At 74.6% G+C, this 13100-nt stretch carries 9 protein-coding genes; 7 read left to right on the top strand and 2 right to left on the bottom strand.

The window, feature by feature from the left end; translation table 11 throughout:
• Positions 1 to 14 precede the first annotated feature (14 nt).
• The 5 genes from MQV74_RS04765 (at position 15) to MQV74_RS04745 (ending at position 9701) form a co-directional block, all read left to right on the top strand.
• A complete protein-coding gene (locus tag MQV74_RS04765) occupies positions 15 to 6170 on the top strand; it encodes a type I polyketide synthase (RefSeq protein WP_242714756.1) in 6156 nt (2051 codons plus the stop codon).
• Between the two features lie 28 nt (positions 6171 to 6198).
• Positions 6199 to 7092 carry a 3-hydroxyacyl-CoA dehydrogenase family protein gene (locus MQV74_RS04760; RefSeq protein ID WP_242714755.1) on the top strand — a complete coding sequence of 298 codons (894 nt, stop codon included), beginning with the start codon at positions 6199 to 6201 and terminating at the stop codon, positions 7090 to 7092.
• Positions 7092 to 7364, top strand: coding sequence for an acyl carrier protein (locus tag MQV74_RS04755; RefSeq protein ID WP_242714754.1), 273 nt, complete (start codon positions 7092 to 7094; stop codon positions 7362 to 7364). Before MQV74_RS04760 ends, MQV74_RS04755 begins: the two co-directional genes overlap by 1 nt.
• Positions 7365 to 7437: 73 nt before the next feature.
• Positions 7438 to 8559 (top strand): acyl-CoA dehydrogenase family protein, encoded by a 1122-nt coding sequence (locus tag MQV74_RS04750; RefSeq protein WP_242728506.1) that lies wholly within the window; start codon positions 7438 to 7440, stop codon positions 8557 to 8559.
• Positions 8560 to 8648: 89 nt separating this feature from the next.
• Positions 8649 to 9701, top strand: a complete 1053-nt coding sequence (locus MQV74_RS04745; RefSeq protein ID WP_242728505.1) for an HAD-IIIC family phosphatase — start codon at positions 8649 to 8651, stop codon at positions 9699 to 9701.
• Between the two features lie 102 nt (positions 9702 to 9803).
• Here the strand turns inward: MQV74_RS04745 and MQV74_RS04740 are convergent, their stop codons facing one another.
• On the bottom strand, positions 9804 to 10466 hold the full coding sequence (locus MQV74_RS04740) for a class I SAM-dependent methyltransferase (protein ID WP_242714753.1): 663 nt from the start codon (positions 10464 to 10466) through the stop codon (positions 9804 to 9806).
• 140 nt (positions 10467 to 10606) lie between these two features.
• Positions 10607 to 11548: an alpha/beta hydrolase family protein gene (locus MQV74_RS04735; protein WP_242714752.1), complete on the bottom strand. Its 942-nt coding sequence runs from the start codon at positions 11546 to 11548 to the stop codon at positions 10607 to 10609.
• A gap of 231 nt (positions 11549 to 11779) precedes the next feature.
• On the opposite strand from MQV74_RS04735, the gene MQV74_RS04730 reads away from it, so the two are divergent.
• Both MQV74_RS04730 and MQV74_RS04725 read left to right on the top strand, forming a co-directional pair.
• Complete coding sequence (locus tag MQV74_RS04730; RefSeq protein ID WP_242714751.1) at positions 11780 to 12385, top strand: TetR/AcrR family transcriptional regulator; 606 nt, start codon at positions 11780 to 11782, stop codon at positions 12383 to 12385.
• Between the two features lie 332 nt (positions 12386 to 12717).
• Positions 12718 to 12960, top strand: a complete 243-nt coding sequence (locus tag MQV74_RS04725) for a hypothetical protein (RefSeq protein WP_242714750.1) — start codon at positions 12718 to 12720, stop codon at positions 12958 to 12960.
• The last annotated feature ends 140 nt before the right edge of the window (positions 12961 to 13100 follow it).

Here is a 13100-nt window from a genome sequence, read left to right as displayed (position 1 = left end):
AGGAAAGGAAGCACATGTCCACCGACGACCAGGTGGTGGCGGCCCTGCGGGCCTCCCTGCTCGACAACCAGCGGCTGCGCCAGGAGAACCGCGGGCTCGCCGACGCCTCCCGCGAACCGATCGCCGTCGTGGCGATGAGCTGCCGCTACCCCGGCGGCGTCGGCTCGCCCGAGGACCTGTGGGAGCTGCTCGTCAAGGAGCGCGACGCCGTCACCGCCTTCCCCGCCGACCGCGGCTGGGACCTCGACGGCGTGTACGACGACGACCCGGACGCGCCCGGGACCTCGTACACCCGCGAAGGCGGCTTCCTCCACGACGCCTGCGCGTTCGACCCCGGCTTCTTCGGGATCTCGCCGCGCGAGGCCCTCGCCATGGACCCGCAGCAGCGCCTCCTCCTCGAAACCTCCTGGGAGGCCGTCGAGCGCGCCGGGATCGACCCGCGCTCCCTCAAGGGCAGCCGCACCGGCGTCTACGCGGGCGTCATCTACAGCGAGTACGGCTCCCGCCTCGACCGGGTCCCCGACGAGCTGGAGGCCTTCCTCGGCACCGGCTCCATCGCCAGCGTCGCCTCCGGCCGCGTCGCCTACACCCTGGGCCTCGAAGGCCCCGCGGTCACCCTCGACACCGCCTGCTCCTCCTCCCTGGTCGCCATCCACCTGGCCTGCCAGGCCCTGCGCTCCGGCGACGCCACGCTGGCCCTCGCGGGCGGCGTGACCGTGATGGCCACGCCCGGCCTCTACGTCGGCTTCAGCAGGCAGCGCGGCCTGGCGCCGGACGGGCGCAGCAAGTCCTTCTCCGCCGCCGCCGACGGCGCGGGCTTCGGCGAGGGCGCGGGCATGGTCCTCCTGGAGCGCCTCTCCGACGCCCGGCGGGGCGGCCACCCCGTGCTCGCCGTCATCCGTGGCTCCGCCGTCAACCAGGACGGCGCGAGCAACGGCATGACGGCGCCCAACGGCCCCGCCCAGGAACGCGTCATCCGGCAGGCCCTCGACAGCGCCGGACTCGCCCCCGCCGAGGTCGACGCCGTCGAGGCGCACGGCACCGGTACCGTCCTCGGCGACCCCATCGAGGCACAGGCCCTGCTCGCCACCTACGGCCAGGACCGGCCCGCAGGACGGCCCCTGTGGGTCGGCTCGCTCAAGTCCAACCTCAGCCACACCCAGGCCGCCGCCGGAGTCGGCGGCGTCATCAAGACGGTCCTGGCCCTGCGCCACGGCCTGCTGCCGCGCACCCTGCACATCGACCGGCCCACCCCGCAGGTCGACTGGACCGAGGGTGCCGTCTCGCTGCTCACCGCCGCCGCGCCGTGGCCCGCGACGGACCGCCCGCGCCGCGCTGGGGTCTCCTCCTTCGGGGCCAGCGGCACCAACGCCCACCTCGTCCTCGAACAGGCCCCCGAGGAACCGGTGCGGGAGCACGGCGAGCCCGAGGCGCCCACGGGCCCCGTCGCCTGGCCGCTGTCCGCCAAGGGCCCGGCGGCCCTGCGTGGCCAGGCCGCCGCCCTGCACGCCCACGTCCTGGCCGACCCGTCCCTGCGCCCCGCCGACATCGGCCTCTCCCTGGCCACCGGGCGCTCCCGGTTCGCCGACCGCGCCGTCGTCGTGGGCGCCGATCGCGGCGCGCTCCTCGACGGGCTCGGTGCGCTGGCGCGCGGCGAGCCGCTCACCGACGGCGTGACGGGCACCGCCCCGCGCGGCGGCCGCAAGGCGGTGTTCGTCTTCCCCGGGCTCGGCGCCCAGTGGCCCGGCATGGCGGCCGAACTCCTGGACGCGTCACCGGTCTTCGCCGCCCGTGTGGCGGAGTGCGAGCGGGCCTTCGCCCCGTACCTGGACTGGTCGCTCGGCGCGATGCTGCGCGGCGAGGACGACGCGCCGTTCCTCGACGGCGTGGAGGTCCTCCAGCCCGCCCTGTTCGCCGTGATGGTCTCCCTCGCCGAGGTGTGGCGCTCGTACGGCGTCGAGCCCGCGGCGGCCGTCGGCCACAGCCAGGGCGAGGTCGCCGCGGCCTGTGTCGCCGGGGCCCTGACCCTCCAGGACGCCGCCCGGGTGGTCGCCCTGCGCAGCCGCGCCCTGGCCCGCGTCACCGGCGGGGGCGGCATGGCCACCCTGATGATGTCCGGCGACGAGGCCGAGGAGCTGCTGGCCGCGCGCGGCGGCGAGGTGTCGGTCGCGGCCGTCAACGGCCCGCGCGTCGTGGTCGTCGCGGGCCCCGCGGCCGCCGTCGGCGACCTCGTCGCCGACCTGTCCGGGCAGGGCCTCATGGCCTTCCCCATCCCGGTCGACTACGCGTCCCACTCCGGCGCCGTCGACGCCGTGCGCGACGAACTGCACGCCGCGCTCGCGGACATCGCCCCGCGCACGCCGGCGATCCCGCTGCTCTCCGCCGTCGACGCCGACTGGCTCACCGCCGACGACCTCGACCCCGGGTACTGGTTCCGCAATCTGCGCGAGCCCGTCCGCTTCCATCCGGCCGTGCGCCGCCTGCTCGACGCGGGCCACCGCACCTTCGTCGAGGTGAGCCCGCACCCCACGCTCACCTACGGCATCGCGGACACGGCGGCCGACGCGGACGCCGCCGACGTCGAGGTCATCGGCACGCTGCGCCGCGACGAGGGCGGCCCCCGCCGCCTCCTGCTCGCCCTGGGCGAGGCGCACGCGGCCGGGCTCCCCGTCGACTGGCGGCCCGCCTACGAGGGCACCGGCGCGCGCCGCGTCGCCCTGCCCACGTACGCCTTCCAGCGGCAGCGCTACTGGCTGGACGCGCCCGCCCCCTCCGGCGACCCGGCGTCGACGGGGCAGAGCGACGCCGGGCACCCCCTGCTCGGCGCGGCCGTCGACCTGCCGGACGGCGGCACCCTCTTCACCGGCCGCCTCTCGGTGGCCGCCCACCCCTGGCTCGCCGACCACGCCGTCGCCGGGGCCGTCCTGCTGCCCGGCGTGGCCTTCCTGGAGATGGCCGCCCACGCCGGTGCGCTGCTCGGCTGCGCCCAGGTGGAGGAGCTGACCCTGGCCGCGCCGCTGCTCCTGCCCGACGGGGACGAGGCGGCCCGCGGCGTCCACCTCCGGCTCACCGCGGGCCCGGCGGACACCGGGGGCCGGCGCACGCTCGCCTTCCACTCCCGGGCCGAGGACGCGGCGCCGGACGAACCCTGGTCCCAGCACGCGGGCGGCGGCCTCGCCCCCGCCCCGGCGGAGCCCGCGGCCCCCGGCCGGACGCCCTGGCCTCCGGAGGGCGCGGCACCGCTGAACGTCGACGACCTGTACGAGGCCATGGCCTCCCGGGGCGTCGCGTACGGGCCCGCCTTCCGCGGGCTGCGCGCCGCCTGGGGACACGGGGACGACCTCTACGCCGAGGTGACCCTGCCCGAGGGAATGCCGGACACGTTCGCCGTGGCCCACCCGGCGCTCCTCGACGCCGCCCTCCAGACGACCGGCTTGCGCACCACGGGAGCCACCGGCGACGCCGTACCGCTGCCGTTCTCGTGGAGCCGGGTCACCCTCGGCCCGGGCACCGGGCGGAGCCTGCGCGTGGCCCTGCGGCCCGACGGCGACGACGCCGTGACCGTGCGCGTCACCACCGAGGACGGCCGAACCGTCGCCGACATCGGCGCGTTGACGCTGCGCGCGGCGTCGTACGACGGGCTGCGCGTCGCCGACCGCTCGCTCTACCGCGTCGACTGGTCACCGCTCGACCGGCCCGCCGTGCCCGTGCCCGCGCTCGGGGCGCGCTGGGCGCTCCTCGCCGAGCGCGACGCGCGGCTCCTGCCGGACGACTTCGCGGGGGTGCACCCTTCCGAGGCCGACGCGTTCCTGCTGCCCTGCCCGCCGGTCGACGGGGCCGAGGGGCCCGAGGCCGTGCACACCGCCACGGCGGCCGTCCTGGAGCGGCTGCGCGCCCGGCTTGCGGACCCCACGGCCCCGTCGGCTCCGCTCGTGGTCCTGACCCGGGGCGCGGCCGGACCCGGCACCGCGCCCGTGGACGTGCCGGGCGCGGCCGTCTGGGGACTGCTGCGCGCGGCGCAGCTCGAACACCCCGGGCGCTTCGTCCTCCTGGACACCGACGACCCGGCCGCCACGGCCGCCTCGCTCCCCGCCGCCTTGGCCGCAGACGAGCCCCAACTCGTGCTGCGCGAAGGCGTGTTGTACGCACCGAGACTCGCCCGGGCGGCAGCGGCTCCCGACGCCGCGAGCCCCGTCTTCGACCCGGACGGCACCGTTCTGCTGACCGGCGGGGGCGGCGTCCTCGCGGGCATCATCGCCCGCCACCTGGTCGCCCGGCACGGCGTACGCCACCTGCTGCTGCTCGGCCGTCGGGGCGCCGAGGCGCCCGGAACGGCCGAACTGGCCCGGGAACTGGCGGAGTCCGGCGCCCGCGTCACCGTCACGGCCTGCGACGTGGCCGACCGCGCGGCCCTCGCCCAGGCCCTGGACGGCATCCCCGCGGAGCATCCGCTGCGGGCCGTCGTCCACACCGCGGGCGTCCTCGACGACGGGCTGCTCGACGCCCAGACGCCCCGGCGGCTGAGCGCCGTGCTGCGGCCCAAGGCGGACGGGGCCCGGCATCTGCACGACCTGACCCGGACCGCCGACCTGACGGCCTTCGTCGTCTACTCCTCCGCCGCGGGCGTCTTCGGCAGCCCCGGCCAGTCCACCTACGCCGCGGCCAACGCCTGCCTCGACGCCCTCATGACGGAGCGCCACCGCCTCGGCCTGCCCGCCACCTCGCTGGCCTGGGGCCTCTGGGAGCAGCGCAGCGGCCTCACCGCGGAGCTGTCCGACACCGACCTGCGGCGCATGCGCCGCAGCGGCGTGCGCGGCCTCTCCGCCGAGGAGGGCACGGCCCTGTTCGACCGCGCGCTCGCCCTGGCCGAGCCCGTCCTCGTCCCCGTCCACCTCGACCTCGTCGCCTACCGCGACCAGGCCGTGCCGCCGCTGCTGCGCGCCCTCGTCAAGGCGGCGCCCGCCGGTCCCCGCCCCGCGGCCGACAGCGCGCCGCTGCGGCAGCGCCTCGCCGCCGCAGCGCGGGGCGAGCACGGGCGGATCCTCCTCGACCTCGTCCTGGCCCAGGCCGCCGACGTGCTCGGCCACGCGACGCCCGAGGCCCTGGGCGCCGAGGACGCGTTCCTCTCCGTCGGCTTCGACTCGCTCACCGCCGTCGAGCTCCGCAACCGGCTCGCCGCCCGCACCGGCCTGCGGCTGCGCCCCACCACGGTCCTCGACAGCGGCACCCCCGCCCGCCTCGCCGAGCGGCTCCGTACCGAACTGGCACAGGAGGCGGAACCGGCCGCCGCCGACGGGCCCGCGCCGGGCCCGGCCACGGACCCCGTCGGCACCCTCTTCCGCCAGGCCTGCGAACTGGGCCGCGTCGACGAGGGCATCGCCCTCCTGAAGAACGCCGCCGCGCTGCGCCCCGACTTCCGCACCGGCGCCGAACTCCTGGCGGCCCCGGCCAAGCCCGAACTGCTCCGCCTGTGCCCGCACGACGGCGCCCCGGAACTGGTCTGCTTCGGCTCCGTCGTCGCGCTCGGCGGCGCCCACCAGTACGCCCGCTTCGCCGCGCGGTTCCGCGACCGGTACGGCGTCAGCGCCCTCGCGGCCCCCGGGTTCCTGCCCGGCGAACCGGTCCCGGCCGACCTCGCCGCGCTGCTCGACTTCCAGGCCAGGACCCTCCGTGCGGAGCTCGGCGGGCGGCCCCTCGTCCTGCTGGGCTCCTCCTCCGGCGGCACGCTCGCGCACGGCGTCGCGGCCCGTCTGGAGGAGCTGGGCACGGGCCCGGCCGCCGTGGTCCTCCTCGACACGTACCTGTCGGACAACGCCGGGATGACGCAGTTCAACGACGTCCTGGTCGGCGGGATGTTCGCCCGCGAGGAGCGCGCGACCCCCATGGACGGCACCCGTCTCACCGCCATGGGCCGCTACTTCCGCCTCCTGGACACCTGGACACCCCCCGCCGTGCGGGCGCCCACCCTGCTCGTCCGCGCCTCCGAGCCGCTCGGCGAACCGGACCCCGACGCGGGTGACTGGCGGGCCACCTGGCCCACCGCGCGGGCCGTCGTGGACGTGCCCGGCGACCACTTCTCCCTGATGGAGGAGCACGTCACCACCACCGCGGGCGCCGTCTCCGACTGGCTCACAGAGGTCGTCGGCCTTCCGCCCCGCACCACGCCCTGACCATCCATCAGCGACCTAGGAGAGGCGCATGACGCAAGCGCCACACACCGCCCCCGACCCGCACGCCGACCACGGCCCGCACCGGATCGCCGTCCTCGGCGCCGGGGTCATGGGCGTGGGCATCACCGCCCTCGCCCTCGGGCACGGCGTCCCGGTCCTGCTCGTCGACGTCGACGCCGAGCGGCTCGACCGGGCCCAGGACGACATCGACCGCGAGCTGCGCATGGCCCAGCTCATGGGACGGCTCCCGGCGGGCGCCGCCACCGGAGCCCTGGCCCGGGCCACCGGCACGGACGGCGTCGGCGACGCCACCGCCGTCATCGAGGCCATCACCGAGGTCACCGAACTCAAGGCCGAGGCGCTCGCCGAGGTCTCGGCGCGGGTGCGCCCCGGCACCCCGCTGATCTCCAACACCTCGTCCATTCCCATCGACGAACTCGCCGGGTACGCCGAGCGCCCCCAGGACGTCATCGGCACCCACTTCATGAACCCGCCGTACCTCATCCCGACCGTGGAGGTCATCCGGGGCGCGCGGACCGGCGGCACGACGATGGCCGCCGCGGGCGCGCTGCTCACCGCGCTGGGGCGCGAGCAGGTCGTCGTGCGCGACGCACCCGGCTTCGTCACCAGCCGCGTCCTGCACCCGATGATCAACGACGCGGCCCGGGTGGTGCAGGAGGGCACCGCGACCGCCGAGGACGTCGACGCCCTCATGGAGGGCTGCCTCGGCCATCCCACCGGGCCGCTGCGCACCGCCGACCTCATCGGCATCGACAACTTGGTGGACTCCCTGAAAGTCCTGCACCAGCGCACCGGAGACGACGGCTGCCGCCCCTGCGACCTGCTGCTCGACAAGGTCCGCCGGGGCGAACTCGGCCGCAAGAGCGGCCGTGGATTCTACGCGTATCAGGAGGAGAACTGATGAACAGCTTCGACACCGGGGCCACCGAGAAGGAGATCATGCGCTTCCTGGAGGCGCGCACCAAGCGCTCCTGGGAGGCCGACGTCGACCTGTTCGCCTCCGGCGGCCTCTCGTCGCTGTTCGCGATGGAGCTGGTCGTCCACCTGGAGAAGTCGTTCGGCGTCTCCGTGCGCGGCGGCGATCTGCGCCTGGACAACTTCCGTACGGTCGCGTCGATGACGGCGCTCGTCGGCCGGCTCAGGGCGTCGGCGGACGGGGAAGCCGGTGAGTGACCGCCCGCTGACCGCCCCTTCGGGCCCGGCTTCCCCGGCGGCCGTCGAGGAGGCGAGCGCCGCCGTCACCGGCCTGATAGCCGCCGAGGCCGACGCCTGGGACCGGGCGGGGACGCTGCCCGTCGACCTGCTGCGCGGCCTCGGCGCCGAGGGACGGCTGTGCGCCCAGGTCCCGGCGGCGTACGGCGGTTGGGGCCTGGACAGCGCGGCCGCGGGCGCGTTCACCGCGCACGTCGGCAGCCTGTGCAGTTCGGTGCGGAGCGTCATGACCTCCCAGGGCATGGCCGCCTGGACGATCGAGCGCTTCGCCACCCCCGAGCAGCAGGCGGCGTTCCTGCCCCGCCTCACCGGCGGCGAGCTCGCCGCGGCGGGCTTCAGCGAACGCGCCGCGGGCAGCGACCTCTCCGCGATGACCACCCGCGTCCGCCGGGACGGCGACACGGTCGTCCTCGACGGCCACAAGGTCTGGGTCACCGCCGCGCACTACGCCGACCTCCTCGTCGTGTTCGGCAAGTACGCAGAGGACGCATTCCACGCGGAGGCGGGCTCGGAGGCGGGCTCGGGGGCGGCCGGTGGGGACGACGCCGTGGCCGTCGTCGTGCCCGCGGACACCCCCGGCGTCCGCGTCACCCGCGTCGCCGACCCGCTCGGCTGCCGCGCGGCCGGGCACGCCGACATCTCCCTCGACGGGGTGCGGGTGCCCGCGACGCATGTCCTCGGCGGCGCGGCCCTGCCCCTGCCGCTCCTGGTGACCACCGCCCTCGCGTACGGGCGCATGTCCGTGGCGTGGGGGTGCGTGGGCATCCTGCGCGGCTGTCTCACGGCGGCGGCCCGGCACGCGGCCACCCGGGAGCAGTTCGGCGCCCCGCTGGGCGAGCACCAGCTCGTGGCCCGCCATCTCGCCGAGCTGTACGTCGCCGAGCGGACGGCGACGCGGGCCTGCGAGCACGCCTCGCGGTGCTGGGACGAGGGCTCGCCCGAGCAGGTCGTCGCCACCGTCCTGGCCAAGCACGTCAGCGCGGGCAACGCGGCCCGCGGCGCGGCCACCGCCGTCCAGGTCCTGGCCTCGGCCGGGGCCCAGGACGGCCACCCCGTGGCCCGCGCCCACCGCGACGCCAAGCTGATGGAAATCATCGAAGGAAGCAACGAGATGTGCCAGCTCATGCTCGCGCGGCACGTCCTCGGCAGCGCGTGAAGGGAACCGGAGTGACGACCACCAGAGCGAACACGACCGCGGTGACGGCGGGGACGCGCGACGCGTCCGCCGCGCCCCCTGCTCCCGTACTGAAGTGCCTGGTCTGGGACCTCGACAACACCCTGTGGCGGGGCACCCTCCTGGAGGACGGCGAGGTGACCCTGCCCGACGCCGTGAGGGACGTCATAGTGGAGCTGGACTCCCGCGGCGTCCTGCAGTCGGTGGCGAGCAAGAACGACCACGAGACGGCGTGGGCCCGTCTGGAGGAGCTCGGCCTCGCCGAGTACTTCGTGCTGCCGCAGATCGGCTGGGGCGCCAAGTCGCAGTCCGTGCGCCGGATAGCCGACACCCTCAACTTCGCCCTCACCGCCATCGCCTTCATCGACGACCAGCCCACCGAGCGGGCCGAGGTCACCTACCACCTGCCCGAGGTCCGCTGCTACCCGGCCGACGCGGCCCTGGACCTGCCGGGCCTGCCGGAGTTCACCCCGGCCCTGCGGACGGTGGACTCCCGGCGGCGGCGCGAGATGTACCAGGCGGGCTTCCGCCGCGAGGCCGCCCGCGCCGAGGCGACCGGCCCCGACGAGGACTTCCTGCGCTCCCTCGACCTGGACATGCGCATCAGCCGCGCCACCGGCGACGAGCTGTCGCGGGTCGAGGAACTCACCCTGCGCACCAGCCAGATGAACGCCACCGGCGTGCACTACTCCGACGCCGATCTGCGGCGGCTGCTCACCGACCCCGACCACGAGGTCCTGGTGGTCACGCTCACCGACCGGTTCGGCCCGCACGGGGCGGTCGGCGTGCTGCTCCTGGAGCGCCGACCGCAGGCCTGGCACCTCAAGCTCCTCGCCACCTCCTGCCGCGTGGTGTCCTTCGGCGCCGGGGCCACCCTCCTCAACTGGCTGGTGGACGAGGCGGCCCGGGCGGGCACCCATCTGGTGGCCGACTTCCGGCCCACCGACCGCAACCGCATGATGGAGATCGCCTACCGCTTCGCGGGCTTCGCGGACGACGACCCCTGCTCCTGCGTGGCGACGCTCCCGCAGGCGGCGGACGAGCACCTCCAGCGCCTGCATCTGCGCCCCGGGCGGCGCCCGGCGTCGACGACGATCGCGGTGCACGCGGTGGATCTGAGCTAGAACGACGGATCCGGCCCGGAGAGCCGGTCTGGAATGCGGTCCGGAAAAAGGAAAGCCCGGTACGAGCGCCACTCGTACCGGGCCATTCCCCGAGCCGCATCCTCAGCGTTTACGGGCGAGGGTGATGCCGTCCGCCATCACGAGCAGCGACATGTCCACACGCGCGTCGTCGGCGAGCGCCGCGTTCAATTCGCGAATGGCCACCGTGTCGGCGTCGTCGAATTCCGGGTCGGCGACCCGTCCGAAGAACAGCGTATTGTCGATGACGATGAGGCCGCCGCTCCGGGTGAGGGCGAGGGACTTCTCGTAATAGGTGGGGTAGTTGACCTTGTCGGCGTCGATGAAGACGAGGTCGAAGGCGCCGGGCCCGCGCTCGGCGAGCAGCCCGTCCAGGGTGTCCACCGCGTCCCCGATCCGCAGGTCGATCCGGCCGTCGACGCCGGCCCGCTTCCAGTACGGGACGCCGACGTCCGGCCAACGGTCGCTGATGTCGCAGGTCACGACCGTGCCGTCGGCGGGGAGCGCCCGGGCCGCGCACAGGGTGCTGTATCCGGTGAAGGTGCCGATCTCCAGCACGGCCCGCGCGCCGACGAGTCCGACGAGCAGGCCGAGTAACTGGCCTTCCTCCGCCATGACTTGCAGTGCCGCACCACCGGGCAGCAGCGCCGTCTCCTCTCGCAGCTCTCTGAGGATGTCATCGTCCCGTAGAGATACGTCGCGGACGTAGGAGAGGAGTGTTTCGGTGGAATCGACCTGGTGGGCCATGGGGCGATGCCCTTCTCTGCGAGGCGCACAAAATGGGGATTCTGCCGATTCAGCGTAACACCGCATACTGCTTCCTGTGGGTCAATTCATAAGCGCCTGCGGGCATTTCGGCCGCAGAGCGGCCGGGCCGAGAGCGGGCCTCACTTGCTCTGCACCTTTCCCAGCGGATCGGGGTCTTCCTCCAGCGCGGTGACCGCATCCCGCCAATCGGTGACCTCGGGGTGGAGGGCACCGCGCAGGAAGGCGGTGGTGAGCTGCTGGAGGAGGGCGACCCGTGCGGGGCTCTCGTCGGTCGTCTCGGCGGCTTCGTGGCCGGGGATGCCGCCGAGGGAGTGCTCCGCGCCGAACAGGGTGAGCAGGCTCTTGTCACCCGGGCTGTACGTGTAGGCGTCGGTGAACCAGTCCGGTCCGCGCGTGGACAGGGCGGAGTCGTCGCTGTCCCCGGCGACGACGAGCGCGGGCGCGGTCATGGTGGTGAAGGACGGCCTCATGAAGGGAAGGTGCTCGACGGCGAACGGGGTCAGGCTGTCGCCGAGCCCGGTGAGCGCGAGCAACACCCCCGCTGTGACACGGGGGTCGGACAGGTCCTCGCCGGGTACGCCGTCGGCGTCGAGGACGCGCGCACCCAGCAGCGTGCTCGCCGTCTGGGCCCCCCAGGAGTGGCCCGCCACGGCGACGCGGTCGTGGTCGACGCGCCCGTTCAGGCCCGGCACGGCGGCTTCGAGCGTGTCGAGTCCGTCCAGGGCGCGCGTGAGGTCCTCGACGCGGAACCGCCAGATCCGTGGCGTACGGGGATCGTCGGCGGGGATGCCGAGCGTCCTGGAGTCCAGATGGGTGGGCTGCACGACCACGAAGCCCCGCGCGGCCCAGTGGTCCGCGAGCGGGGCGTAGCCGTTCATCGACCAGCCGAAGCCGTGCGAGAAGACGACGGCGGGCAGGTCACTGCCGGTCGCGGGGGCGGACACACGGACTTGGAGGTCCTCGCCGCGGCCCGGGGCGGGCAGGACGACGGGCTTCGCGGACACCACCGTGGCGGGTGCGTGCGCGGTCTGCTGTACGGGCGTGATCTGCGAGTGGGGCATGTCGGTGAGTGCTTCCGTTCGGTGTGCGGGGCGCGGGCACCACGCCGGCTCCGGCGTACGGCGGTGCCGGGGCGGGCGCGGGAAGAGGAGCCGGAGGGCATACGGGGGCGCACGGCAGTCCTCGGGGCCGCGCCCCCGCTCTGGCATCATGAGCAAAGCGGAACGTTGCTCCGCCAACGATACGGAGCACTGTTCCGTTTCGCAAGGGTTCGTTTCGAGAGGGGTACCGCGATGGACGAGAGCGGCGAGGGCGTGGGTGACGAGGGCGTGGCCGGCGTGGCGGAGCCCAGGCGCAAGGACGCCCGGCGCAATCAACAGGCCCTGCTGGACGCGGCGGCCGCCGTGTTCGTCACCTCGGGAGTGGAGGCCCCGGTGCGCGACATCGCGGCCGAGGCCGGGGTCGGGATGGGCACGATCTACCGGCACTTCCCGACCAGGGCGGACCTGATCATCGCCGTCTACCGCCATCAGGTCGACGCCTGCGCCGAGGCGGGCCCGGCCCTGCTGGCGGCGGGCCCCACCCCGCACGCCGCCCTCGGGGAGTGGGTCGACCTCTTCGTCGACTTCCTGGTCACCAAGCACGGCCTGGCCGCCGCGATGCGGAGCGACAGCACCGGCTTCGAGGCGCTGCACACCTACTTCCTCGACCGCCTCCTGCCGGTGTGCGCCCAGCTCCTCGACGCTGCCGCCGCCGCGGGCGAGATCCGGCCCGGCGTCGACGCCTACCAGCTGATGCGCGGCATCGGAAACCTCTGCATCGGGGCCGAGAGCGACCCGCGCTACGACCCCCGCCAGGTGGTCGCGCTTCTCGTCGCGGGCCTTCGTCAGGCGCACTGACCGCGCGGGTTCCGCCCTCCGCGACATGGTGGGGGCGGTGCGCGTTCACTGTCAGGTCATTGCAAAACCTGGCCCGCCCGGTTGCGTTCACCGGCACGTCCGTTGCAACGGTTAGTAGCATTTCACCTGGGGAAATGCCGTACAGGGGCGTTCAGTTGTTTGACTCTCCCATGAACGCAACATAGCTTTCCGTCCCGGGGTCAGGAACTGGCCCGGTCGCGGGCACCTCCGCCCGTGTCATCGCGCTGCCCCGTGACGAGAGGTGTCCGACGCTCCGGTCGGAGCGGGCCGGGGCCGCCGGGGTGCCCGGAGCGACAGAACGGTTGAAGACCTTGGGAAAGCTCATCCACCTCGTCCACCAGTCCCTCGACGGTCGCATGGAGGATCCGGACGGCGCATTCGACTGGCCCGCCCTGAAGGAATCCGGCACGGATCTCGTGCTCTTCGGCGGCACCGGCCTGGCCGCTCACCTCACCGAGCACCGGACGGAGTTGGACCCGGTGGAGTCCCGCACCTCCGACGGCCGGTCGACCCTGCTGCGCTACCGTCTCGCGGCCTCCGCTGCGAAGGCCTAGACCGCGCTGGCCGTAGCGGTCGGCGAGTACACGCTTCGCGCGGGGATGTCATCGAGCGCTTCGCCAAGTAAGGCCTTGTCAAGGCTGGTTGACGGCACGTGACCGCCGCGGGCGCCTGACGCGCAGGCGCTGACCGGCGC

This window comes from Streptomyces sp. AN091965 (assembly GCF_022698285.1).
GTDB lineage: Bacteria > Actinomycetota > Actinomycetes > Streptomycetales > Streptomycetaceae > Streptomyces.
The sequence above is the reverse complement of the archived record's forward strand: the minus strand, read 5'-3'. Positions and strand labels throughout refer to the sequence as shown.